Raw genomic sequence first — 23,675 nt, forward strand, 5'->3', positions numbered from 1 at the left:
TAGAGATGACCGTCAAACGTTTCGCCCTGACGCCCGGCGAGCCCGCCGGTATTGGTCCGGACCTCTGCTTGCTTCTCGCACGCGATAGCCACCCTCACGCCTTGGTCGCCATCGCCAGTGCCGAGCTGCTACGCACCCGAGCAGCCGAGCTTGGGCTGGACATCACCCTGATCGACGTCGCCCCGGGCAGCTGGCCGAACCAGCCGGCACCCGCCAACAACCTGTATGTCTGGGACACGCCGCTCGCTGCGCCGGCCATAAGCGGCCAGCTCAACCCGGCGAACGCCGACTATGTGCTAGCGACGCTGACACGTGCCGGTAACGGATGCCTTGATGACAGCTTTGCCGGCATGATCACTGCGCCAGTGCACAAGGGCGTCATCAACGAGGCAGGCATCTCGTTTTCAGGACACACCGAGTTTCTCGCGGAGCTGACCGGCACAGAGCAGGTCGTCATGATGCTGGCCACGCGTGGGTTACGGGTTGCACTGGTCACCACCCATCTGCCGCTCAAGGAGGTGCCAGCGGCCATCACGGCCGAGCGGCTGCGGCGTGTGACGCGCATATTGCACAACGACCTGGTGACAAAATTCGACATTGCCCATCCACGAATTCTGGTCTGCGGGCTCAACCCCCATGCCGGCGAGGGTGGACATTTGGGCCGCGAGGAAATCGAGCTCATCGAGCCAACGTTGGAAACCCTGCGACGCGACGGGCTCGACCTGATCGGCCCGCTACCGGCTGACACAGTGTTCACGCCTAAACACCTCGAACACTGCGACGCGGTGCTAGCGATGTACCACGATCAGGGGCTGCCGGTGCTCAAGTACAAGGGCTTTGGCGCAGCCGTCAACGTCACACTGGGGCTGCCGATCGTACGCACCTCGGTCGATCACGGCACCGCCCTGGACCTTGCAGGCACTGGCCGAATCGACACCGGCAGCCTGCAAGTCGCGCTGGAAACGGCGTATGAGATGAGCGGCAGCTAGAAGCAGCACGCAGCACAAGCCCTGTTCGGGCGTAAGGCATACACCTGAAACAGAATCGGCGTGGCGGCCGCAGCCTGCCGAGCAGGGGTCGAACAGCGGTATCGAGTCGACAAAAACCGCTTCCGGACTTTCCAGCACGCCTCCGAACCGCAAAGGCCCGCGGCGGGGGCACTCGCCTCAGCTACCGCAGCTGCTAAACTGCGTGCCTTTTCGCTCCCAGCTGCAGGCCTCACGCTTCCAGCTGCTCCTGAGACTGCTGTATATGTCCGAGAACTACCAACACCGCGCGCGCAAGCGTTTCGGCCAGAATTTCCTTCACGATGCGGGCGTTATCCATCGCATCCTGCGCTCCATCCATGCCAAGCCGGGCGAGCGGATCGTCGAGATCGGCCCGGGCCAGGGCGCACTGACCGAAGGCCTGCTAGACAGCGGCGCGCACCTAGACGTGGTCGAGCTGGACCTGGACCTGATTCCGATCCTGCAACAGAAATTCGCCGACCGCGAGAACTTCGCCCTGAACCAGGGTGATGCGCTGAAATTCGACTTCGCCCAGTTAAGCTCGGAGCCAAACAGCCTGCGCATCGTTGGCAACCTGCCGTACAACATCTCCACGCCGCTGATCTTTCACCTGCTCGATCACGCCAGTCTGATTCGCGACATGCACTTCATGCTGCAAAAGGAAGTGGTCGAGCGCCTTGCCGCAGAGCCAGGTGGTGGCGACTGGGGACGGCTGTCGATCATGGTGCAGTACCACTGCCGCGTCGAACATCTGTTCAACGTAGGCCCTGGCGCTTTCAATCCGGCGCCGAAAGTCGACTCGGCCATCGTGCGCCTGGTCCCGCATGAGGTGTTGCCGCACCCGGCGCGCGATCACCGGCAGTTGGAGACCGTGGTTCGCCAGGCCTTCAATCAGCGCCGCAAAACGCTGCGCAACACCCTCAAGGGGCTGCTGGACGCAGATGCGATCGCCGCCGCCGACGTCGATGGTAGCCTGCGCCCGGAACAGCTGGACCTCGCCGCGTTCGTAAGACTATCGGATCAATTATTTGCCCGCGGCTGAAAGCGACCTACGCGAAGGAGCACACCATGCCTGAAGACCTCCGCTACCGGATCGACGTCAATGTCCGCCCGGCCTACCTCGCAGACCAGTCACAGCCAGACCAAAACCGTTTTGCCTTTGCCTACACCGTAACCATCGAAAACAAGGGCGAGCTCACAGCGCAGTTGCTGTCACGCCACTGGATCATCACTGATGGGGACGGTCAGGTGCAGGAAGTGCGCGGCGAAGGCGTGGTGGGTGAGCAGCCGGTACTAGCCCCCGGCCATCGCCATGTCTACACCAGCGCCACGCTGATGGCCTCACGCGTCGGCACGATGCAGGGCAGTTATCAAATGCTTGCCGAGGACGGGCACCGCTTCGATGCCACGATAGCGCCGTTTCGGCTGGCGGTACCGGGAGCCCTGCATTGACTACCTATGCTGTCGGCGACCTGCAAGGTTGCCTCGAACCCTTGCTCTGTCTTCTCAAACAAGTTGATTTCAGCCCATCACGCGACTGCCTGTGGCTGGCTGGCGACTTGGTCAACCGCGGACCACAATCGCTGGAAGCATTGCGCTTCGCGCGCGACCTGGGCAGTTCGGGTGTCACCGTTCTGGGTAATCATGACTTGCATCTGCTGGCCGTCACGCACAAGGTCGAGCGGCTGAAGAAGTCCGACACGCTTCAGCCGATCCTCGATGCGCCCGACCGAGCCGACCTGATCTTCTGGCTGCGTCAGCAGAAACTGGTCCACCACGATGCCGAACGCCAGGTCACCATGGTTCATGCCGGCATCCCACCGCAATGGACACTAAGCAAATCCCTGCGCCGTGCGGCCGAGGTCGAACAGGCCCTTCGCGATGACGCCATGCTGCAACCCTTCCTCGACGGCATGTACGGTAACCAGCCGGCCAAGTGGAGCAAGGAGCTGCACGGCATCCCTAGGTTGCGTCTGATCACCAACTATTTCACCCGGATGCGCTTCTGCAAAGCTGACGGCACCCTCGATCTCGAAGCCAAAGAAGGCCTCGACTCAGCACCCGCCGGGTTCGCGCCCTGGTTCAGCCACCCCACTCGCAAAACCCGCGGCGAAAAGATCATTTTCGGCCACTGGGCCGCGCTGGAAGGCAATTGCGACGAGCCGAACGTCTACGCGCTGGATACCGGCTGCGTATGGGGCAATTCCATGACACTGATGAATGTGGACAGCAACGAACTGTACAGCTGCGACTGTGAGGCCAAGCCATGACCGAATTCAAACGTATTTCACCCGAGCAGGCGCAGTCGCTGCGCAATGAAGGTGGCGTGTTTGTCGACATCCGCGACCCGAACAGCTTCGCCAATGGTCACGTCACCGGCTCGACACATCTGGACAACCAATCCTTGCCAGACTTCATCGCTGCCGCCGATCTCGACCAACCGCTGATAGTCGTCTGCTACCACGGCAACTCCAGCCAGAGCGCAGCCGCCTATCTGGTAGGCCAGGGTTTTTCAGACGTCTACAGCCTTGACGGCGGATTCGAGCTTTGGCGACAAGCGTTTCCGCAAGAGACTGAACAAGGCGATCCCGCCTGAAAAATCACCCCAGCCTAGGCCGCAGATAATGCGGCCTTGAGCCTCCCTTCCGACGAAACGCAGCGGCAATAACACCGCTCCTCCCTTGAACTTGCCGAATCCGAACTATCCTTCAGTGCAGGCCATCCAAACAGGTGGAAGCCGTGCAGCGGCTACCGGGCCTCAGTTTCGACCATCAGGTGTTCGGGGGAACTCCACAGGCCAGTAAGGCGGCCGTACCTGAATGCATGATGACAACACCGGCTCCGAGCATCGTCCGAGGTGAAGTCAATGAGCATTTTCAGCCATTTCCAGCAACGATTCGAAGCAACCCGCCAGGAAGAGTATTCGCTTCAGGAGTACCTCGACCTGTGCAAGGAAGACCGGGGAACCTACGCCACTGCAGCCGAACGCCTTTTGATGGCGATTGGCGAGCCCGAGCTGATCGACACGTCTGCCGACTCCAGACTTTCGCGAATTTTCTCCAACAAAGTCATACGCCGGTACCCCGCCTTTGAAGACTTCCACGGAATGGAAGACTGCATCGACCAGATCGTTTCCTATTTTCGCCACGCCGCCCAGGGCCTGGAAGAGAAGAAGCAGATCCTCTATTTGCTGGGCCCGGTGGGCGGCGGTAAGTCATCGCTCGCCGAGAAGCTCAAGCAACTGATGGAGCGAGTACCCTTCTATGCGATCAAGGGCTCGCCAGTGTTCGAGTCGCCCCTGGGGCTGTTCAACCCGGCTGAAGATGCGCAGATCCTCGAAGAGGATTACGGCATTCCCCGTCGCTACCTCAGCTCGATCATGTCGCCCTGGGCCACCAAACGCCTGCAGGAGTTCGGTGGCGATATCAGCCAGTTCCGCGTGGTCAAGCTCTATCCCTCGGTTCTCAATCAGATCGCGGTGGCCAAGACCGAGCCGGGCGATGAGAACAATCAGGACATCTCGGCGCTGGTGGGCAAGGTCGATATTCGCAAGCTTGAAGAATTTCCGCAGAACGACGCCGACGCCTACAGCTACTCAGGCGCGCTGTGCCGCGCCAACCAGGGCATTATGGAGTTCGTCGAGATGTTCAAGGCACCGATCAAGGTGCTGCACCCGCTGCTGACCGCAACCCAGGAAGGCAACTACAACAGCACAGAGGGCCTTGGCGCGATTCCGTATAACGGCATCTTGCTGGCTCACTCCAACGAGTCGGAATGGCACACCTTTCGCAACAACAAGAACAACGAAGCCTTCATCGACCGCATCTACATCGTCAAGGTGCCGTACTGCCTGCGTGTGACCGATGAAATCAAGATCTATGACAAGTTGCTGGTCAATAGCTCGCTGGCGAAAGCTCATTGCGCACCTGACACGCTGAAGATGCTGGCGCAGTTCTCGGTCCTGAGTCGGCTGAAGGAGCCCGAAAACTCCAACATCTATTCGAAAATGCGGGTCTATGACGGCGAGAACCTCAAGGACACTGACCCCAAGGCCAAGTCGATCCAGGAGTACCGCGACACTGCCGGCGTCGACGAAGGCATGAACGGGCTCTCGACCCGCTTCGCCTTCAAGATTCTGTCGAAGGTGTTCAACTTCGATCCGCACGAGATCGCCGCTAACCCGGTGCATCTGTTGTACGTACTGGAACAGCAGATCGAGCAGGAGCAATTCCCAGCCGAGGTGCGCGAGAGGTATCTGCGCTTTATCAAGGAATATCTGGCGCCGCGCTACGTCGACTTCATCGGCAAGGAAATCCAGACCGCTTACCTCGAGTCCTACAGCGAATATGGCCAGAACATCTTCGACCGCTACGTGCTCTATGCGGACTTCTGGATTCAGGATCAGGAATACCGGGATCCGGAAACCGGTGAGATTCTCAACCGCATGGCGCTCAACGAAGAGCTGGAAAAGATCGAGAAGCCAGCCGGCATCAGCAATCCGAAGGACTTCCGCAACGAGATCGTCAACTTCGTGCTGCGTGCCCGCGCCAACAACAACGGCAAGAACCCGTCCTGGCTCAGCTACGAGAAGCTGCGGGTGGTGATCGAGAAGAAGATGTTCTCCAACACCGAGGACCTGCTCCCGGTCATCAGCTTCAACGCCAAGGCCAGCAAGGAAGATCAGAAGAAGCACAACGACTTCGTCGTGCGTATGGTCGAGCGCGGCTACACCGAGAAGCAGGTTCGCCTGCTTTCGGAATGGTATCTGCGCGTACGTAAATCGCAGTAAGAGCAGCTGAGGGCTTGGAGCCGGAGCTGGAAGCCAAAGCAGCACGCTTCCGGCTCGCGGCTCCCGACTTCCAGCTCAGCCCGGAGGGCTCGTATGAGTTACGTGATCGACCGCCGTCTGAACGGCAAAAACAAGAGCACGGTCAATCGCCAGCGCTTCTTGCAGCGATACCGAGGGCACATCAAGAAAGCCGTGGAGGAGGCCGTTGGTCGCCGCTCCATTACCGACATGGAACACGGCGAACAGATCAGTATTCCCGGCCGAGACACCGATGAGCCGATCCTTCACCACGGTCGCGGCGGCCGGCAAACTATCGTGCATCCCGGAAACAAGGAGTTCATTGCCGGTGAGCGCATCCCTCGCCCACAAGGCGGTGGTGGCGGCCAAGGGGCTGGCCAAGCCAGCAACAGCGGCGAAGGCATGGACGATTTCGTATTCCAGATCACCCAGGAAGAATTCCTCGATTTCATGTTCGAGGATCTGGAATTGCCCAACCTAGTCAAACGCCACCTGAGCGGCACTGACACATTCAAGACGGTCCGCGCCGGCATCAGCAACGAGGGCAATCCTTCCCGTATCAATATCGTTCGCACGTTGCGCTCGGCCCATGCGCGGCGCATCGCCCTCTCGGGCAGCAGCCGCGCCAAACTGCGCGAGGCCAAGGCCGAACTGGCGCGTCTCAAGCTGGAGGAGCCCGCCAACTTCACCGACATCCAGGCGGCCGAAGAGGAAATCGAACGACTCAGCGCTCGCATTCACCGCGTTCCTTTTCTCGACACCTTCGACCTCAAGTACAACCTGCTGGTCAAGCATCCCAACCCAAGCTCGAAAGCGGTGATGTTTTGCCTGATGGACGTGTCCGGGTCGATGACCCAGGCCACCAAGGACATCGCCAAGCGCTTCTTCATCCTGCTGTACCTGTTCCTCAAGCGGAACTACGACAAGATCGAGGTGGTGTTCATCCGTCATCACACCAGCGCGAAGGAAGTCGACGAAGAAGAGTTCTTCTACTCCCGGGAAACCGGCGGCACCATCGTTTCCAGTGCCCTGAAAATGATGCAGGAGATCATGGCCGAACGGTATCCGGCCAACGAGTGGAACATCTACGCCGCGCAAGCTTCCGACGGTGATAACTGGAACGACGACTCGCCGGTATGCCGGGACATTCTGATTAACCAGATCATGCCGTTCGTCCAGTACTTCTCCTACGTCGAAATCACCCCTCGCGAACATCAGGCTCTGTGGTACGAATACAACCAAGTGGCCGAGGCCTTCGGCGACTCGTTCGCCCAGCAGCAGCTGGTAACCGCGGGAGACATCTATCCGGTGTTCCGCGAGCTCTTCCAGCGGCGCATGGCTAGCTGAGGTACGCAGCATGAAACGACAGCCCATTTCCACCGGCTCGGAATGGACCTTCGAGCTGATCCGCACGTACGATCGCGAGATCGGGCGCATCGCCGAGCGCTATGCGCTGGATACCTACCCCAACCAGATCGAGGTCATCACTGCCGAGCAGATGATGGATGCCTATGCCTCTGTAGGCATGCCGCTGGGCTACCACCATTGGTCCTACGGTAAGCATTTCCTAAGCACAGAAAAATCCTATACCCGTGGGCAGATGGGCCTGGCGTACGAGATCGTGATCAACTCCGATCCTTGCATCGCCTACCTCATGGAAGAGAACACCATCACTATGCAGGCGCTGGTGATCGCCCACGCCAGTTACGGCCACAACAGCTTTTTCAAAGGCAACTACCTGTTCCGCACCTGGACCGACGCCAGTTCGATCATCGATTACCTGGTGTTTGCCAAGCAGTACATCATGCAGTGCGAGGAGCGCCACGGCATCGACGCGGTGGAGGACCTGCTCGATTCTTGCCACGCACTGATGAACTACGGGGTCGACCGCTACAAGCGTCCCTACCCGATTTCAGCCGAGGAAGAACGGCGGCGGCAGAAAGACCGTGAAGAGCACCTGCAAAAGCAGATCAATGATCTTTGGCGGACCATTCCCAAATTCGGCGAAAAGGAAGACGAGCGTCAGCGAGACCAGCGCTTCCCCGCTGAACCACAGGAGAACATCCTCTACTTCATCGAAAAGCATGCGCCGCTGCTGGAACCCTGGCAGCGCGAAGTGGTGAGGATCGTGCGCAAGATCGCACAGTATTTCTATCCACAACGCCAGACACAGGTGATGAACGAAGGCTGGGCAACCTTCTGGCACTACACGTTGCTCAACGACCTGTACGACGAAGGCCTGGTAACCGATGGCTTCATGATGGAGTTCCTTCAGTCACACACCAGCGTCATTTACCAGCCCGGCTTTGACAGCCCGTACTACAGCGGCATCAATCCCTACACGCTGGGCTTTGCGATGTACCAGGACATTCGCCGGATTTGCGAGCACCCCACCGAGGAAGACAAACACTGGTTCCCGGATATCGCCGGCAGCGACTGGCTCACCACGGTCAAGTTCGCAATGAACAACTTCAAGGATGAGAGCTTCATCCTGCAGTTCCTTTCACCCAAGGTCATCCGCGACCTCAAGCTGTTCAGCATCCTCGACGACGATCGCAAGGACGAATTACTGGTCCCTGCCATCCATGATGAAAATGGCTATCACGCCATCCGCGAATTGCTTGCAGCCCAATACAACCTCGGCAATCGCGAACCCAATGTGCAGGTCTGGAGCGTCGATCGCCGCGGTGATCGCTCGCTGACCCTGCGTCACCAGCAGCACGACCGCAAACCCTTGGGCGGCTCCACCGACGAGGTCCTCAAACACCTGCATCGGCTCTGGGGGTTCGATGTGCACCTGCAATCGATGCAGGATGACAAGCTGATCGCCACGCACCACATGCCGCCGAGAGTCGACAACGACGTTGAAGCCAGATACCCCGGTATGAATCTGGCGCTGCCACCCATCTGACGGTTACAAATCGCTTCAGATCGAATACCCGAGAGCAGTCGCAGCTTGCTGCTTCGGGGCATTCGTTTATCCTCCGCCGCAATGGAGGACTGCATGCGAATCTATAAAGTCGGCGGAGCGGTACGTGACCGGTTGCTGGGGCGCCCTGTGACCGAGGTGGACTGGGTGGTCGTCGGCTCCAGTGCCGAAGAGATGCAAGCCAAGGGTTTTCGCCCGGTGGGCGCAGATTTCCCCGTGTTCCTCCATCCGGTCACAGGCGAGGAATACGCACTGGCCCGCACCGAACGCAAGAGCGGTCGCGGTTACGGTGGGTTCACCTTCTATGCCAGTCCAGACGTGACCCTGGAAGAGGATCTGGCCCGACGCGACCTGACCATCAACGCCATGGCCGAGGATGACCGGGGACAGCTGATCGATCCATACGGCGGCCAGGCCGACCTCGCCGCTCGCCAGCTCAGGCACGTATCCCCCGCCTTCGCCGAAGATCCTTTAAGGGTGCTGCGCGTGGCGCGCTTTGCCGCGCGTTATGCCGAACTCGGCTTTAGCGTGGTGCCCGAAACCAAGGCACTGATGCGTCAGCTCGCCGAATCAGGTGAACTACTGGCGTTGACACCGGAACGCAGCTGGAAGGAAATCGCCCGCGCGCTGATGGAGCCTCGCCCGGACGTCTTCATACAAGTCTTACGCGACTGCGGCGCCTTGAAGGAGCTATTTCCGGAAATCGACCGGCTGTTCGACGAGACGCTACCGCTCGAGGGTGGTACCCAAGCCGGTAAACACACGCTCGAGGTGCTACACAGATGCGCCGCTCATGCTCAGCCCCTAACAGTGCGCTGGGCCTGTCTGCTGATGCCGCTGGGACAGACAGCTGACCTAGATGCGCCGAGTTCTGAAACAGCCATAACATCGCCAATTGACATCGTCAGCACGCGTTACAAAGTGCCGCGGGACTGCCAGGAGTTGGCCAGGCTGGTCGGCGAATTCCACTCGCTCGGCCATCAGGCCATGTCACTGCCAGCGCAGACGTTGTTCGAGTTGCTGCAGCATTTCGACATCTACCGCCGCCCGGAACGCTTCGAGCAGTTCGTCGCCTGCTGCGCTATGGACGCGCAGAGCGGTCACGAGGGGCACGCCTATCCGCAGGCCGAATACCTGCGCGGAGCCGCCGAGCATGTCCGCTCGGTACAGGTGAAACCGCTGATTGAACAGGGTTACAAGGGCGCAGAACTAGGAGAAGCACTCAAACGCGAACGACTGGAAGCTGTCCGCCAATATCAACGCCTCTATCAAGACAACGCCAACTGATCAGCGCTTGCCGTGCTGCAACGCGAGGAACCCGCGCTCCTCGCAAGGCGAGGTCAGCGCGGGTCCGCGGCGGACAACAACGACGCTGGCGTCAACTCCTCGCCCTTCCACTGAAAACGCACGGGCCACAGCTGCTGCTCGATGACCGATTCCCGCCACAATTCAGCGAAGCACCGCCCGGCTTCGGGATGCATCACGTCCGGCGACAGCAAGGCCAGTGGCCAGAGCACGAAAGCGTTTTTCAGCGTCTCCGGCCGCGGCAGTTGCAATCCATGAAAATTGCCCTGCAGATCGCCATACATCAGCACATCGATATCCAGCGGTAGACCTTTGCGGTCCGGCGCGTAGCGACCATTGTCCGCTTCGATGAACTTGAGCCGTCGGTCCAGCTCCATCAACGGCAACTCGGTGCTACCGGACACCACGAGGTTGTAGAAATGGTCACCCTTGTAGCCCACCGCAAGGCTTTCAAAAACGGGTGAACAGCGCATGTCTCCGAGCAGCTTTTCCAGCGCATCGAGACCGGCAGCCAGATTCCGCTCACGGCGGTTATTGCTGCCGAGCCCCAGCAGTACGCGAGTCAGAGGCATCCGCGTTCGATCTCCACACCCAACGCTTTTGCGCGCGGGTTGACGCCCGGTTTGGTCACCCGTAGCCGCAACCATGGAATGCCGAACTCACTCATCAGGGAAGCAGCCAGGCGTTCGGCAAAGGTTTCTACCAGCTCGAAGCGTGACGTTTGAGCGAAACGATCAATGGAGGCAGTCACTTCGGCGTAGTCCAACGCTTTATCCAGTTCGTCGTTCTGGGCGGCGGGACGGATGTCCCAGCCGAGGGTCAGATCCAGCCGCAAGCATTGTCGAATGCCGCGCTCCCACTCATAGGCGCCGATCAGCGTATCCACTTCCAGCCCTTCGATGAAAACTGTATCCACGCAACGTTCTCCCTCGGCACGACAACTTCATGACAGGCCGTTAGACTCAGGAGCTCCTTGCCCCAGATGAATGCCATGTTCTGGCAATTAGCACTGCTCGCCTATCTGACCGGCTCGCTTTCATTCGCCATTCTACTCAGTCGTCTGACCGGCGCACCCGATCCACGCGCCGGCGGTTCCGGCAATCCCGGCGCCACTAATATGCTGCGACTGGCCGGCAGAGGCCTGGCCATCAGCACCCTGTTCGGTGACCTACTCAAGGGTTTGCTGCCAGTGCTGCTCGCCGCAGCGCTAGGCCTGGCCATCGAGCAACAAGCCTGGATCGGTCTCGCAGCGGTGCTGGGACACTTATATCCACTGTATTTCCGCTTCCGTGGGGGCAAAGGCGTGGCCACCGCCGCTGGCGTCTTGCTTGGCCTGCATCCCGCAACGGCATTGCTGGCGCTGCTCATCTGGCTGGCTGTTTTCACGTTGTCACGCACCAGTTCACTGGCCGCACTGGTCGCACTACCGCTCTGCCTGCCCCTTCTTGCCTGGATGCAACCTACGGCGCTCTGGCCTATGGCGTTGTTGGCCGCGCTCGTCGCCTGGCGTCACCGTAACAACCTGCGCGACCTGTCTAAAGGCAGAGAGCGACATTTTTAAGCTAACCGGCGTCAAATTGCCGGAAGCGTTTCCATTGGCCAGCGCGCCTGTACCGAAATCTCGGGACCATCCTGCTGGCCCGCCAGCAAACGCTGGCAGCCGGCGTAGGCAATCATCGCCCCATTGTCGGTGCAGAAACGTGGCCGAGCGTAGAACACACGTCCCTTCAACTCAGCGAGCATCGCTTCAAGACTCTGGCGCAGCGAAATATTGGCGCTCACACCACCGGCAATAACCAGGCTGTGCAGCCCTGTCTGCTTCAGCGCACGCCGGCATTTGATGGTCAGCGTATCGACCACGGCTTGCTGAAAAGCCAAGGCAATATCGCAGCGGGTCTGCTCACCGTCGTCGCCGGCGCTCTGACGTTGCTGCCAAGTCGTCAGCGTGGACGTCTTGAGGCCGCTGAAACTGAAATCCAGCCCGGGCCGATCTGTCATTGGCCGGGGAAAAGTGAACCGACCCGGCGTGCCCCGCTCGGCAAGCGCTGCGATTTCCGGACCGCCCGGATAGCGCAGCCCCATCAGTTTGGCCGTCTTGTCGAACGCCTCGCCAGCGGCGTCGTCCACCGACTCGCCCAGCAGTTCATAGCGTCCAATGCCATCTACTCGAACCAACTGTGTATGCCCACCGGAAACCAGCAACGCCACGAAGGGAAACGCCGGCGGCCGTTCTTCGAGCATTGGCGCCAGAAGGTGCCCTTCCATATGGTGAACCCCAACTGCAGGCACCCCCCATGCAAACGCCATTGCCTGAGCGCAGGAGGCGCCAACCAACAGCGCCCCGACCAGACCGGGGCCTGCCGTGTAAGCCACCGCGTCGATCTGGCTAGACTCGCGCCCGGCCTCTTCGAGCACCTGACGGATCAGCGGCAGCATCCGCTTGACGTGATCACGCGACGCCAACTCTGGCACCACGCCTCCATAGACGCGGTGCAGATCGATCTGACTGAACAGCGCGTCGGCCAACAGGCCGTGCTCGCTGTCATACAGTGCAACACCGGTCTCGTCACATGAAGTTTCCAGCCCCAGAACCAGCATGGGCACGACCTTTCCAAAGAAGCGAATGAAGCCGCGCATATTAATCGCCGGGGCCAGCGACCGACCAGCGCTTTTCGATAAGGGGCTTTGCATTCCACGCGGCAAGGCGTTAACATCCGCAACCCTTAAAACCAGCGTGCTCGCGATATTTGCCGAAGCGCGTTGTAACCGGTAAACAAGTGAAGGTACGTCCTGGATGCCCAACGTTAAAGTTAAAGAGAACGAACCATTCGACGTAGCTCTGCGTCGCTTCAAGCGTTCTTGCGAAAAGGCCGGTGTTCTGGCCGAAGTCCGCAGCCGTGAGTTCTACGAGAAGCCTACTGCTGAGCGCAAGCGTAAAGCTGCTGCCGCAGTCAAGCGTCACGCTAAGAAAGTGCAGCGCGAACAGCGCCGTAGCGTTCGCCTGTACTGATCCAGTACTGCTGACGCTGCATCAAGCCCGGCCAATGCCGGGCTTTGCATTTGAAGGAGACTCCGCTTCGCCAGCCGGCGAAATGCCGGAGTTTTTTTCATTCCGGCCTGAACACTGCGAGCGTATTCTCATACCCCTATGGCCGGCTTGATCCCGCAATCATTCATTGATGACCTACTCAACCGCTCCGACATCGTCGAGGTGGTGAGTTCGCGCATCCAACTGAAAAAAGCGGGCAAAAACTACACCGCCTGCTGCCCGTTTCACAAGGAAAAGACCCCCTCATTCAGCGTCAGCCCGGATAAGCAGTTCTACTATTGCTTTGGTTGCGGCGCTGGCGGCAACGCGCTCGGTTTCATCATGGATCACGACAGCCTGGAATTTCCCCAGGCAGTCGAGGAGCTAGCCAAGCGCGCCGGCATGGAAGTGCCGCGCGAAGAAAGCGGACCGGGGCGCAAACCACGTCAGCCCGTGGACTCGCCGCTCTACCCCTTGCTCGAATCCGCCGCTGATTACTATCGACAGTCCCTCAAGGGTCACCCGGCGCGCAAGGCCGCGGTGGAGTACCTGAAAGGGCGGGGCTTGTCAGGTGTCATCGCTAGGGATTTCGGCCTCGGCTTTGCCCCGCCCGGCTGGGACAACCTGATGAAGCACCTGGGTGGCGATGCCCTTCAGCAGAAGGCCATGATCGACGCTGGACTGCTAATCGAAAACGCTGAAACCGGCCGGAGCTACGACCGTTTCCGTGACCGGGTGATGTTTCCGATCCGCGACAGTCGAGGGCGCGTCATTGCTTTCGGTGGACGAGTGCTGGGCGATGACAAGCCAAAATATTTGAATTCGCCGGAAACACCTGTCTTTCATAAAGGCCAGGAACTTTACGGGCTCTACGAGGCACGCAAGGCTAACCGCGACCTGGATGAAATCATGGTCGTTGAAGGCTACATGGACGTCATTGCCCTGGCACAGCAAGGGCTGCGCAACGCCGTCGCGACGCTGGGCACCGCGACCAGTGACGAACACCTCAAGCGCCTGTTCCGCGTCGTGCCCAGCGTGCTGTTCTGTTTCGATGGTGACGCAGCCGGTCGCAAGGCTGCCTGGCGCGCTCTGGAATCGGCGCTACCAAACCTGCAGGATGGCCGCCGCGCACGTTTTCTGTTCCTGCCGGAAGGCGAAGACCCGGACAGCTTGGTGCGCAGCGAAGGTACCGATGCCTTCAGAGCCCGAATCCAGCAACAGGCGCAACCGTTGGCCGACTACTTCTTCCAGCAGCTTAGTGAAGAAGCAGACCCACGCTCACTGGAAGGCAAGGCCCACCTGGCGACTCTTGCAGCACCGCTCATCGAAAAAATCCCCGGCAACAACCTGCGCGCATTGATGCGGCAGCGCCTCGGGGAAATCACCGGCCTGCACAGCGAAGCGCTTCAGCAGATGAGCTCAGCATCGCCGAGCCCCGCGCTGGAATATGACGACAGCGTGTATTACGACACCGCGGCTGGCCATGACGAAGGCGACTACTACGCACCGCCGGCCACCACCCAGCCGAAGACCGGCGGCAAGAAAGAGTGGAAAAAAGACTGGAAAAAGCCTGGCCAGCGTTCAGACTTCAAAAAGCCACGCGCACCGAGAACGCCCGCTTCAGTAGAACCACCGGCCCTGACCACACTGCGTACGCTCCTCCACCACCCTGAGCTTGCGCAGAAGGTCGAAGATGCCAGCCACTTCGCGGCGGAAGACGACACCTACGCACAACTGCTTGTCGCCCTGCTGGGAACGCTGCAAAAGAACCCCAAACTGCGCAGCCTGCAATTGATTGCACGCTGGCATGGAACCGACCAAGGGCGCCTTTTGCGCGCACTTGCCGAGAAAGAATGGCTAATCTCGGCCGATAACCTTGAACAACAGTTTTTCGACACCATAACAAGCCTTGCTGCCAGACAACGCGACCGCAGCCTTGAAACGCTGCTGCGCAAAGCTCGCCAGGGTGAACTCAGCGCAGAGGAGAAAGAGCAGCTGCGCAGCCTGCTAAATCGCAACTCAACACCCGCTATATCGACCTCAACTGGCGCGTGAGGTCCTTGCTCGGCTATAATGCTCAGCTTGTTTTCAGCCCGCCAGAACCGTCAGTGGATAGGGTTATATGTCCGGAAAAGCGCAACAGCAGTCCCGTCTCAAAGAATTGATCCAGCGTGGCCGTGAGCAGGGTTACCTGACTTACGCCGAGGTCAATGACCACCTACCGGAGGATATTTCCGATCCGGAACAGGTGGAAGACATCATTCGCATGATCAACGACATGGGTATCAATGTATTCGAGGTTGCCCCGGATGCCGATGCCCTGTTGCTGGCCGAAGCCGATACCGATGAAGCCGCAGCCGAAGAGGCCGCGGCGGCACTTGCCGCTGTCGAAACCGACATTGGCCGCACCACCGATCCCGTGCGCATGTACATGCGTGAAATGGGTACTGTCGAACTGCTGACCCGCGAAGGCGAGATTGAAATCGCTAAACGCATAGAGGAAGGCATTCGCGAGGTGATGAGTGCCATTGCCCACTTCCCGGGTACCGTCGACAGCATCCTCGCCGATTACGATCGCGTCACCACCGAGGGTGGGCGTCTCTCCGACATTCTCAGCGGGTATATCGACCCTGACGATGACGGCGCGGCCGGCCCTCAGGCAGAAGTCGAGCCCGTCGCACCGCAGGCAGCAGCAAAGCCGGCCGGTGACGACAAGGATGACGAGGAAGAGGACGATTCCGACAGCGATGAAGAAGAAGGCGATGGCGGTCCGGATCCGGAAGTTGCTCGCGTTCGCTTCGGCGCCGTCGCCGAGCAATTGGACGTTGCCAAGAAGGCCTTGAAGAAGCATGGCCGCGGTAGCCAGCAGGCGACCGATGCCCTGCAGGAACTCGCCACGCTGTTCATGCCGATCAAGCTAATCCCTAAGCAGTACGATGCGCTGGTCGATCGCGTACGTGATGCTTTGAGCCAGGTCCGCGCCCAAGAACGCGCCATCATGCAAATCTGCGTGCGTGACGCACGTATGCCCCGCGCCGACTTCCTGCGTCAGTTTCCTAACAACGAAACAGACCTTGATTGGGCAGAAAAGCTGGCCAATGGCAAAAGCAAGTACGCCGAAGCCATCGCCGCACGCAAGGAAGACATCCAACGCTGCCAGCAGAAGCTGCTCGCGCTGGAAGAAGAATGCATATTGGCGATCGCCGACATCAAAGACATCAACCGTCGCATGTCGATCGGTGAAGCCAAGGCTCGCCGGGCCAAGAAGGAGATGGTCGAGGCCAACCTGCGTCTGGTTATCTCCATCGCTAAAAAGTACACCAACCGCGGCTTGCAATTCCTCGACCTGATTCAGGAAGGCAACATCGGCCTGATGAAAGCGGTGGACAAGTTCGAATACCGTCGCGGCTACAAGTTCTCGACCTACGCTACCTGGTGGATACGCCAGGCGATCACTCGCTCCATTGCCGACCAGGCGCGGACCATCCGTATCCCGGTCCACATGATCGAAACGATCAACAAGCTCAACCGCATCTCTCGTCAGATGCTGCAGGAAATGGGCCGCGAACCCACGCCTGAAGAGCTTGGCGAGCGCATGGAAATGCCCGAGGACAAGATCCGCAAGGTACTGAAGATCGCCAAAGAGCCGATCTCCATGGAAACCCCGATCGGTGACGACGAAGATTCGCACCTGGGCGACTTCATTGAAGACTCCTCCATGCAATCGCCGATCGACGTGGCGACGGTGGAGAGCCTCAAGGAAGCCACTCGCGAAGTCCTCTCCGGTCTCACCGCACGGGAAGCCAAAGTACTGCGCATGCGTTTCGGCATCGACATGAATACCGACCACACCCTAGAGGAAGTCGGCAAACAGTTCGATGTCACCCGCGAGCGGATCCGTCAGATCGAAGCAAAGGCGCTGCGCAAGCTGCGCCACCCGACGAGAAGCGAGCATCTGCGCTCATTCCTCGACGAGTAAAACAGAACCCCCGGCCCGCGCCGGGGGTTTTGCATTCAGGCCAGTCAAAACATGCCTGTACGCACAGCTTCGCTTGGCGCACGCGCAACACCACCGGTATAATCCGCCCGCCTCTGAGGGCCTATAGCTCAGTTGGTTAGAGCAGAGGACTCATAATCCTTTGGTCCACGGTTCGAGTCCGTGTGGGCCCACCACCTTTAAAGCCGCGCATTGCGCGGCTTTTGGCTGTCTGGACGAGCGACATTAAAATTTCACAGCGACTCAGCGTCCACATTCCGTCCACAGCAGCACGAAACTAGCGTCCTTTCTTTAGGAATTTGCTAGAGACGTACCCGTCTATCACGAACCCATTTAGTTCGTAGGAGACGTACCGCCACGTCGCTTCTAGCAACCCGCTCTTCTCAATAGCACTCTGGAATCGCTTCGTAAAACCTAACAGGCCGCTGTTTTCAAGAACGTGTCGGTGGCGCTCTGCCGCTTCTAGCAACCCGCTCCTCTCGACCGCAGTCTGGTAACGCTCCGCAACTGCAAGCAAGCCGCTGTCCTCCATAGCGTTTCGGTGACGCTCTGCCGCATGCAGCATGCCGCTTCGTTCAAGCATGTTCCTGTAACGCTCTGCAGCTGAAAGTAACTGCTGCTTTTCGTGCTTTTCTTTTGGATGCTCGTCGCCTGGGCGGTCTGTCATTCAATCAGCTCCTTCATAACTCGCCCCGTTGCGAGAGGATTCAAATTCACCACATCAGCCAAATGCCCCGGGCGTGCGGGTTTACGGCGAAGGCTGGTACCGCGGCGGAGCTGGCAGGGAAACTCAAACCGATCACCGCATAGTAAAAGCCCGCCATGCGGCGGGCTCATTATTCAAGCTGGAGACACTGGTATATTCAGCCAGCTATTAATTGGAGAATAGTAGTAAACGCCGTCACCAATAACATACCTTTCCACCGCTTCTTTGAAAAACCTTTCATCGTGCTCAAACACAGTGAAACGGTGAGAACTTAGAGATTTCGGTTTTCCGCGAATATGCGCTCTTAATTCCACATGATATTCACCAACAGCCCACTTATATTTTCTGTTGAAGTAACCATTTACTGCGAGATACGTTTCTGGTGCGATCGAGAAAGGCCCTTCACCGCCAATGGATCTACGCGCCATTTCTACATCAAGCTGAGCTCGAGACTCTAGCAGTCTCATTTCCCTTTCATCTGTTCGGGTGAGGTCTTCCCAAAAACAAACAGGATAAGCCCATTCCTGTCCAGGAAGAATCTTGAAGCTAGTCAAGAGCGTAAGCTGCCCACCCTCTGAACGCTGATAGGTTCTGGCAGGTATAGATATAACCTGGCCACAGGGGAATGTGACTCGGCAGCATAGCTTTTCAATTCTGACCTCTCTGCCGCCCTTGTTCTCAAAACCAAGGTACCACTGGATATTTGGAACCCCTATCTTATGAGTCAACTGAATCCGTTCATGGGCTTCGCAGATCACTCGGTAGCCTCGGAGCCACAAACGAACCGGTGGTAGCTGAGAAAGAATTACAGCCATCACAGCAACAACTGCAGACCAGAACTGCCAATCCAAGTACCAAACGCTATCCATACTTCCGCCGCATCCCTATCACTTGTAAGCAGTGCTTAAGCAGCAATAACGGTTAACGAAATACGCTGCCCTAGAACGGCAAGAGCGTGCTCGACTTGTTCAATCTTCGAGCGGTGCAGCAGATCCACTAACCGATCTACCTGAGGGCGGTTGACTCCAAGCCGCCGAGCCATTTCTGCTTTACCTACACCCTCAGCGCACATGGCGTTCCAAAGCGCCACCTTCGCAGCAGTCAACGCGGGCAAACGCACAACCGGTTGCCCTTTTTTTGCTGGCGAGGCTAATGGGATCGGGCGCCGCTGATCGACATACAGGGATAAAGCCGACTCCAATCCATCAACAGCATCTAGCAATGCTTCAGCATCATTGTCCCCAGCACTATTCAACTCGGGGACATCATCGCAACTGATCCATACGCTGCCCGCCTCATGGTGCAGGGTTACTGGGTAGTCAAACATCGGTCACCTCGCTTACTGATCTGGGATCCTAAAGCTCAATCCTTGAGCCCCAGGTCCTTTAGAATCTTCTTCCTCACCCTTCGCCAATTTCCTTGGATCCGTGGTCAGGGAAAATTGTCTGACGGTCACCGTAGTACGCCTTGAAATGGCTCCCCTTGGCCGGTTCGAAGAGGACACCTTGAGCCTTTAACCATCGTCGAAACTCGCTGTACTTCATGTGTACCTCCTACGTTTCGACGTGCACATGGTGCAACATAAATGTTGCCTGCGCAACACTTATGTTGCGCTACACATACCGCTCGAATAACGTATTTCGAGCCTAAAACTCGCTTACACGCGTTCTACTAGCAGGCCGTATTCACATCCTCCGGCTGTCACCACATCCTTGACCGGGCTATACCTCAGCGATGTACTGTATATGCACACAGTATTTAGTCGTGTCCGATCATGCCTTCCGCCGAAATCGTTTGCTCCCTTGACTGCTCAACTGCCGAGCTTCCGCTGTTCCTAGACCAAGTGCCTGCTGGTTTCCCCAGCCCGGCCCAGGACCACCTGGAAGAGCGGCTTTCTCTTGACGAGTTGCTGGATATACATGCCCCTCAGACCTTCATTGCTCGAGCGATGGGTTACAGCATGATTGGTGCCGGCATTTTCGACGGTGACCTTCTTGTGGTGAACAAAGCGAAGGACGCCAAGCACGGACACATCGTGGTCGCCTGCATCAACGGCGAGCACTTCGTGAAGCGTCTCGAAAATGAAGGGTTGGGATGGGTGCTCAAGGCAGAAAATTCCCGACTATCCGCCGCGCTACGTCATGGAATCCGACGAGCTAAGAATCTCGGGGGTCGTGAGTAACAGCATTCGGCGGCACCTCTGCAATGGCTGACCGCCGCTACGCCCTGATGACTGCAATTCCTTCTACGCCAGTTGCGAAAGAGTGTTTCGACCGGATCTAGCCAGGACTCCCGTCGTCGTAATTAGCAATAACGATGGGTGCGTGATTGCTCGATCAGCGGATGCAAAACCTTTTGTTGGCATGGGAGACCCGTATCACAAGGTCAAACACGCCCTGCGCCGCCACGGCATTGTGGCGTTCAGCTCCAATTACGCACTGTACGGAGATATGAGCCAGCGCGTCATGAGCGTGATCGAAAGCATGGTGCCCTGCGCTGAGGTGTACAACATCGATGAGTCATTCGCCGATCTGACCGGAATCCCGGGATCACTCGAAATCTTGGGCAAACAGATCAGGGCCCAGGTGCTGCAGTTAACGGGTATCCCCACCGGGGTGGGCATTGGTCCAACAAAAACCATCGCCAAGCTGGCGAATTACTCTGCCAAGCGCTGAATGAAACAGACAGGGGGCGTGGTTGACCTGTCAGATCCCGATCGCCTCGAGCGGGTGATGAAAGTCACTCCAGTTGGTGAGGTGTGGGGCGTAGGCCGGCGTATGCAGGAGCATCTCAATGCGCTGAGCATCACCACGGCGTGGGACCTCGCACAGGCAGACGCCTGGAACCTTCGAAAGAAATTCAGCGTTGTTATCGAGCGGACGGCCAGAGAGCTAACCGGGATTTCCTGCATGGAGCTCGAGGACGCAGCGCCGCCGCGCCAAGAAATCTACTGCAGCCGCACTTTTCGTGAGCGCCTCGAAGATCTCGCCCCAATCCGCGAGGCGGTGGCCACCTATTGCACCAGGGCTGCGGAAAATCTCAGGGCACAAGGCTCGGTCTGCACGCAACTACGCGTGAGTATTCGGACAGGCATGTTCAATCCCAACGAAGCCAAGTTTGCCAACGGCGTGGCCATACAGATGCCATATCCAACCGACGAGACCAGGCTGCTAATCCACGCCGCCATCCGAGCCCTAGAGGCTGCTTACCGACCAGGGTTTTCGTATAGCAAGGCGGAGGTGCTTCTACTCGGGCTTTGCGCTCGCAACGAGCACACCCTGGATCTGTTCGCGGATCAGCAACCCGCTGCGTCCGATCGCGTGATGCAGGTAGTCAACACCATCAACGCCCGATGGGGTCGGAGCACGATCCGACCAGGTGCATTACCAAGCAATCCTGACTGGGCCATGCGGCGCGACTTCAAGAGCCCCAGCTACACCACCAAACTCAGCGAGCTGTGGCAGATACCGTGTCGCTGAAAAATCTTGGCCGGAAGAAAACTGCAACGAAAACGCACTTGTCCCCCTCCCGCCGACGGGCTTTGCGTGTGTTTTTATTGCAAACCGAGCGTGCGGTGAAAGGACAGGCGCAGCCCAGCAGTTACGCGGGCCCCAGTGGGTGAGCATCAATTGCACGCTGTGAAAGAATTTGATGAGGAGTGCAAATCGGTACAGTTCAGAGTGTCCACATAGCGTCCACACAGCGCCGGGACAATGTCATTGAATGGCGGGCAATATTCCCTAAATCGTTGTTATCACTGCGTTTGCCCAGATCCATCGTCACTCTTGCTCGGGCTCATAATCCTTTGGTCCACGGTTCGAGTCCGTGTGGACCCACCACCTTTAAAGCCGCGCACTGCGCGGCTTTTTCGTTTGCCTCCGACCTTTCTTGTTGCAACGCCTCGCGCCACGCGACCTGAGCCTCTATTAATCGTGCTAATACCCAAAACGCATATAAACCGGAATAAACGTTCCTAGACTCTCTAAGTGCTCGACCCTATCGTGCGCGCGGGGCCGTTGTCTGCGGTCGGTCGTTACGCCACGTTAAGGACGTTCATGCTCTCCGATTCGCTGCCGCTGCTTTTCGTCTGCGCCTTGCTGGTCTGGGTGCTGGTGTCTTTCGTGCGGGAGACCTGGAGTCCGGACATCGTCGTGGCGATTGCGGTGGCGGTGTTAATCGCCAGCCAGTTGCTGACCCCCTCGGAAGTGCTCGGAGTATTGTCCAACTCTGCACCCGTCACCATTGCCTGCATGTTCGTGATATCCGCCGCACTGGAGCGCACCGGCTGCATCGATGCGTTGGGTAACTGGCTGGGTGGGCTGGTCGGCACCAGCCCGACCCGCGTGCTCGGTGGGCTGACTATTACTGCGCTGGTCATTTCAGCGTTTCTCAACAACACGCCCGTGGTAGCGATTCTGACGCCCGTGGCGATTTCGCTGGCTACGCGGGCCGGCACCACACCTTCTAAGCTGCTGATTCCGCTTTCCTACGCCACCATCCTTGGCGGCACGCTGACGATGATCGGCACCTCGACTAACATCCTGGTCGACGGTGTGGCGCGCAAGGCGGGCCTCGCCCCATTCGGCATGTTCGAAATCACCGGCGCTGCGCTAGTGCTCGCCGCGGCCGGCATGCTGTATATGCTGACCATCGGCAAGCGACTGCTGCCGGAGCGCGACACTCTCTCCAAGCTTCTCGGGCCTAGGCTCGATCGCACCTTCATGAGCGAATTGCGGGTTCCTCAAGGCTCGCCCGTCGTCGGCAAGAGCATTGCCGAGGCCAACCTCAACGGTGGCAGCGGACTGCAGGTGCTGCAGGTGAACCGCGGGGTTCATTTGCACAGCCGACCGGAACAGGATTTCAGCTTGCTGGCCGGCGATGTGTTGGTCATCCACGGCCAGGTCAAGGATGTAGTTGAGCTACGCGGCAGCGGTCATCTGAGCTTCAACCGCAGCGACGCCTTCGAGACCCTCAGCAGCGAGGATGAAGTGCTCGCTGAAGCCATTGTCGGGCGCAACTCGCGTTACAGCCACCGACCGATGCGCGATCTCGATCTCAGCGCCCGCTACGGGATCAATGTGCTGGCCGTGCACCGGCAGGACGAAAACATCCAAGGCAACCTCGACGATTTCCAACTGCAATTCGGTGACGTGATGCTGGTCGAGGGCACACCGGCGCAGATCAAGCGTTTCGCCGACAACGGCGAGCTGATCAGTCTCAACGCCGTACAGGAGCGCGCTTTTCGGCGAGACAAGGCGCCCATTGCCATTGGCACGACGCTGATGGTGATGCTGCTGGCTGCGTTCGGTGTGATGCCAATCGAAGGCCTGGCGATCATTGGTGCCGCGGCGGTTCTGGCGACCCGCTGCCTGGACGTGGAGGACGCCTACAAGGCGGTCGATTGGAAGATCCTCAGCCTGATCTTCGGCATGCTCGCCATCAGCGTAGCGATGAACAAGGTCGGGCTAGTCGGGCTGATTGTTTCCAGCGTGGTCGACCTGACGCCTTGGGCCGGCCCGCTATTCATGCTCGGGTTCATCTATCTGTTCACCTCAGTGCTTACTGAGATCCTCTCTAACAATGCCGTCGCCGTGCTGGTCACACCAATCGCCATCGGCCTCGCCCAGCAGCTCGGTATCGATCCGCGTGCGTTTGTCGTCGCGGTGATGTTCGCTGCCAGCGCCAGCTTCGCCACGCCGATCGGTTACCAGACCAACACATTTGTCTATAACGCCGGTGGCTATCGCTTCGCTGATTTCCTCAAGGTGGGTATCCCGCTGAACCTGTTGCTGTGGGTCGTCGCAACCTTGGTCATCCCGTTGTTCTGGCCGCTCACACCGCTTTGATAACGGTGCTTGCCCTGGATCATTGACCGCATCGGCGTTCAGTTTCATGC

At 58.6% G+C, this 23,675-nt stretch carries 21 protein-coding genes, 1 tRNA gene and 2 pseudogenes; 17 read left to right on the forward strand and 7 right to left on the reverse strand.

Annotation, left to right across the window (positions count from 1 at the left end; translation table 11 throughout):
• The first annotated feature begins 5 nt into the window (after positions 1-5).
• The 9 genes from pdxA to ACQKIK_RS20280 all read left to right on the forward strand — a co-directional run bounded on the left by pdxA (position 6) and on the right by ACQKIK_RS20280 (position 10,030).
• Positions 6-989 carry a 4-hydroxythreonine-4-phosphate dehydrogenase PdxA gene (pdxA, locus tag ACQKIK_RS20240; protein WP_499137269.1) on the forward strand — a complete coding sequence of 328 codons (984 nt, stop codon included), beginning with the start codon at positions 6-8 and terminating at the stop codon, positions 987-989.
• Positions 990-1,251: 262 nt separating this feature from the next.
• On the forward strand, positions 1,252-2,049 hold the full coding sequence (gene rsmA / locus ACQKIK_RS20245) for a 16S rRNA (adenine(1518)-N(6)/adenine(1519)-N(6))-dimethyltransferase RsmA (protein WP_127838344.1): 798 nt from the start codon (positions 1,252-1,254) through the stop codon (positions 2,047-2,049).
• Between the two features lie 26 nt (positions 2,050-2,075).
• A complete protein-coding gene (apaG, locus tag ACQKIK_RS20250) occupies positions 2,076-2,459 on the forward strand; it encodes a Co2+/Mg2+ efflux facilitator ApaG/CorD (protein ID WP_046162875.1) in 384 nt (127 codons plus the stop codon).
• Entirely contained in the window at positions 2,456-3,277 is an 822-nt protein-coding gene (locus ACQKIK_RS20255; protein ID WP_127838343.1) for a symmetrical bis(5'-nucleosyl)-tetraphosphatase, read from the forward strand. The genes apaG and ACQKIK_RS20255 overlap by 4 nt, the downstream gene beginning before the upstream one ends.
• The gene (glpE, locus tag ACQKIK_RS20260; protein ID WP_499137270.1) at positions 3,274-3,603 is read left to right on the forward strand and encodes a thiosulfate sulfurtransferase GlpE; all 330 of its coding nucleotides are present in this window, start codon (positions 3,274-3,276) and stop codon (positions 3,601-3,603) included. The genes ACQKIK_RS20255 and glpE overlap by 4 nt, the downstream gene beginning before the upstream one ends.
• Before the next feature lie 270 nt (positions 3,604-3,873).
• On the forward strand, positions 3,874-5,796 hold the full coding sequence (locus ACQKIK_RS20265) for a PrkA family serine protein kinase (RefSeq protein ID WP_499137271.1): 1,923 nt from the start codon (positions 3,874-3,876) through the stop codon (positions 5,794-5,796).
• A gap of 93 nt (positions 5,797-5,889) precedes the next feature.
• Positions 5,890-7,161: a YeaH/YhbH family protein gene (locus ACQKIK_RS20270; RefSeq protein ID WP_499137272.1), complete on the forward strand. Its 1,272-nt coding sequence runs from the start codon at positions 5,890-5,892 to the stop codon at positions 7,159-7,161.
• A gap of 10 nt (positions 7,162-7,171) precedes the next feature.
• Positions 7,172-8,725: a SpoVR family protein gene (locus ACQKIK_RS20275; protein ID WP_499137273.1), complete on the forward strand. Its 1,554-nt coding sequence runs from the start codon at positions 7,172-7,174 to the stop codon at positions 8,723-8,725.
• Positions 8,726-8,818: 93 nt separating this feature from the next.
• Entirely contained in the window at positions 8,819-10,030 is a 1,212-nt protein-coding gene (locus tag ACQKIK_RS20280; protein ID WP_499137274.1) for a multifunctional CCA addition/repair protein, read from the forward strand.
• 53 nt (positions 10,031-10,083) lie between these two features.
• On the opposite strand, the gene folK is transcribed toward ACQKIK_RS20280, so the two are convergent.
• On the reverse strand, positions 10,084-10,620 hold the full coding sequence (folK, locus tag ACQKIK_RS20285; RefSeq protein ID WP_499137275.1) for a 2-amino-4-hydroxy-6-hydroxymethyldihydropteridine diphosphokinase: 537 nt from the start codon (positions 10,618-10,620) through the stop codon (positions 10,084-10,086).
• Positions 10,611-10,964: a dihydroneopterin aldolase gene (gene folB / locus ACQKIK_RS20290; protein ID WP_046162881.1), complete on the reverse strand. Its 354-nt coding sequence runs from the start codon at positions 10,962-10,964 to the stop codon at positions 10,611-10,613. Before folB ends, folK begins: the two co-directional genes overlap by 10 nt.
• A 75-nt stretch (positions 10,965-11,039) precedes the next feature.
• Here folB and plsY point away from each other — a divergent pair, with 75 nt between their 5' ends.
• A complete protein-coding gene (gene plsY, locus ACQKIK_RS20295; protein WP_499137399.1) occupies positions 11,040-11,609 on the forward strand; it encodes a glycerol-3-phosphate 1-O-acyltransferase PlsY in 570 nt (189 codons plus the stop codon).
• An 11-nt stretch (positions 11,610-11,620) separates the two neighbouring features.
• On the opposite strand, the gene tsaD is transcribed toward plsY, so the two are convergent.
• The gene (tsaD, locus tag ACQKIK_RS20300) at positions 11,621-12,646 is read right to left on the reverse strand and encodes a tRNA (adenosine(37)-N6)-threonylcarbamoyltransferase complex transferase subunit TsaD (RefSeq protein ID WP_499137400.1); all 1,026 of its coding nucleotides are present in this window, start codon (positions 12,644-12,646) and stop codon (positions 11,621-11,623) included.
• A 196-nt stretch (positions 12,647-12,842) separates the two neighbouring features.
• On the opposite strand from tsaD, the gene rpsU reads away from it, so the two are divergent.
• The 4 genes from rpsU (at position 12,843) to ACQKIK_RS20320 (ending at position 17,249) form a co-directional block, all read left to right on the forward strand.
• Positions 12,843-13,058: a 30S ribosomal protein S21 gene (rpsU, locus tag ACQKIK_RS20305; RefSeq protein WP_003283508.1), complete on the forward strand. Its 216-nt coding sequence runs from the start codon at positions 12,843-12,845 to the stop codon at positions 13,056-13,058.
• 138 nt (positions 13,059-13,196) lie between these two features.
• Positions 13,197-15,131: a DNA primase gene (gene dnaG / locus ACQKIK_RS20310; protein ID WP_499137276.1), complete on the forward strand. Its 1,935-nt coding sequence runs from the start codon at positions 13,197-13,199 to the stop codon at positions 15,129-15,131.
• A 67-nt stretch (positions 15,132-15,198) separates the two neighbouring features.
• On the forward strand, positions 15,199-17,055 hold the full coding sequence (rpoD, locus tag ACQKIK_RS20315) for an RNA polymerase sigma factor RpoD (protein ID WP_045430723.1): 1,857 nt from the start codon (positions 15,199-15,201) through the stop codon (positions 17,053-17,055).
• A gap of 117 nt (positions 17,056-17,172) precedes the next feature.
• A tRNA-Ile gene (locus ACQKIK_RS20320) sits at positions 17,173-17,249 on the forward strand.
• Between the two features lie 101 nt (positions 17,250-17,350).
• Here the strand turns inward: ACQKIK_RS20320 and ACQKIK_RS20325 are convergent.
• The 4 genes from ACQKIK_RS20325 to ACQKIK_RS20340 form a co-directional block, all read right to left on the reverse strand.
• The gene (locus ACQKIK_RS20325) at positions 17,351-17,740 is read right to left on the reverse strand and encodes a hypothetical protein (RefSeq protein ID WP_499137277.1); all 390 of its coding nucleotides are present in this window, start codon (positions 17,738-17,740) and stop codon (positions 17,351-17,353) included.
• Between the two features lie 173 nt (positions 17,741-17,913).
• Positions 17,914-18,648 (reverse strand): hypothetical protein, encoded by a 735-nt coding sequence (locus ACQKIK_RS20330; protein WP_499137278.1) that lies wholly within the window; start codon positions 18,646-18,648, stop codon positions 17,914-17,916.
• Between the two features lie 35 nt (positions 18,649-18,683).
• Entirely contained in the window at positions 18,684-19,106 is a 423-nt protein-coding gene (locus tag ACQKIK_RS20335; protein WP_499137279.1) for a type II toxin-antitoxin system HicB family antitoxin, read from the reverse strand.
• 73 nt (positions 19,107-19,179) lie between these two features.
• Positions 19,180-19,323, reverse strand: a complete 144-nt coding sequence (locus ACQKIK_RS20340) for a type II toxin-antitoxin system HicA family toxin (RefSeq protein ID WP_499137280.1) — start codon at positions 19,321-19,323, stop codon at positions 19,180-19,182.
• 230 nt (positions 19,324-19,553) lie between these two features.
• On the opposite strand from ACQKIK_RS20340, the pseudogene ACQKIK_RS20345 reads away from it, so the two are divergent.
• From ACQKIK_RS20345 to ACQKIK_RS20355, 3 genes and pseudogenes are all read left to right on the forward strand, one after another.
• A pseudogene (locus tag ACQKIK_RS20345) lies at positions 19,554-19,992 on the forward strand (LexA family protein).
• A gap of 18 nt (positions 19,993-20,010) precedes the next feature.
• Positions 20,011-21,258, forward strand: a pseudogene (gene umuC / locus ACQKIK_RS20350) (translesion error-prone DNA polymerase V subunit UmuC); the annotation flags it as partial.
• A gap of 576 nt (positions 21,259-21,834) precedes the next feature.
• Entirely contained in the window at positions 21,835-23,625 is a 1,791-nt protein-coding gene (locus ACQKIK_RS20355) for an SLC13 family permease (protein WP_463309605.1), read from the forward strand.
• The last annotated feature ends 50 nt before the right edge of the window (positions 23,626-23,675 follow it).

Origin of the sequence: Pseudomonas sp. NPDC047961, from assembly GCF_050272435.1 — a bacterium.
In the GTDB taxonomy this organism is placed as follows: Bacteria; Pseudomonadota; Gammaproteobacteria; order Pseudomonadales; family Pseudomonadaceae; genus Stutzerimonas.

Coding starts and splice junctions, on each gene's coding strand:
- rsmA (WP_127838344.1), top strand. CDS start 1,252: ATGTCCGAGAACTACCAACACCGCGCGCGCAAGCGTTTCGGCCAGAAT.
- ACQKIK_RS20275 (WP_499137273.1), top strand. CDS start 7,172: ATGAAACGACAGCCCATTTCCACCGGCTCGGAATGGACCTTCGAGCTG.
- glpE (WP_499137270.1), top strand. CDS start 3,274: ATGACCGAATTCAAACGTATTTCACCCGAGCAGGCGCAGTCGCTGCGC.
- ACQKIK_RS20280 (WP_499137274.1), top strand. CDS start 8,819: ATGCGAATCTATAAAGTCGGCGGAGCGGTACGTGACCGGTTGCTGGGG.
- pdxA (WP_499137269.1), top strand. CDS start 6: ATGACCGTCAAACGTTTCGCCCTGACGCCCGGCGAGCCCGCCGGTATT.
- ACQKIK_RS20335 (WP_499137279.1), bottom strand. CDS start 19,106: ATGTTTGACTACCCAGTAACCCTGCACCATGAGGCGGGCAGCGTATGG.
- ACQKIK_RS20340 (WP_499137280.1), bottom strand. CDS start 19,323: ATGAAGTACAGCGAGTTTCGACGATGGTTAAAGGCTCAAGGTGTCCTC.
- apaG (WP_046162875.1), top strand. CDS start 2,076: ATGCCTGAAGACCTCCGCTACCGGATCGACGTCAATGTCCGCCCGGCC.
- ACQKIK_RS20330 (WP_499137278.1), bottom strand. CDS start 18,648: ATGGATAGCGTTTGGTACTTGGATTGGCAGTTCTGGTCTGCAGTTGTT.
- ACQKIK_RS20265 (WP_499137271.1), top strand. CDS start 3,874: ATGAGCATTTTCAGCCATTTCCAGCAACGATTCGAAGCAACCCGCCAG.
- folK (WP_499137275.1), bottom strand. CDS start 10,620: ATGCCTCTGACTCGCGTACTGCTGGGGCTCGGCAGCAATAACCGCCGT.
- tsaD (WP_499137400.1), bottom strand. CDS start 12,646: ATGCTGGTTCTGGGGCTGGAAACTTCATGTGACGAGACCGGTGTTGCA.
- rpsU (WP_003283508.1), top strand. CDS start 12,843: ATGCCCAACGTTAAAGTTAAAGAGAACGAACCATTCGACGTAGCTCTG.
- ACQKIK_RS20325 (WP_499137277.1), bottom strand. CDS start 17,740: ATGACAGACCGCCCAGGCGACGAGCATCCAAAAGAAAAGCACGAAAAG.
- ACQKIK_RS20270 (WP_499137272.1), top strand. CDS start 5,890: ATGAGTTACGTGATCGACCGCCGTCTGAACGGCAAAAACAAGAGCACG.
- rpoD (WP_045430723.1), top strand. CDS start 15,199: ATGTCCGGAAAAGCGCAACAGCAGTCCCGTCTCAAAGAATTGATCCAG.
- plsY (WP_499137399.1), top strand. CDS start 11,040: ATGTTCTGGCAATTAGCACTGCTCGCCTATCTGACCGGCTCGCTTTCA.
- ACQKIK_RS20355 (WP_463309605.1), top strand. CDS start 21,835: ATGCTCTCCGATTCGCTGCCGCTGCTTTTCGTCTGCGCCTTGCTGGTC.
- dnaG (WP_499137276.1), top strand. CDS start 13,197: ATGGCCGGCTTGATCCCGCAATCATTCATTGATGACCTACTCAACCGC.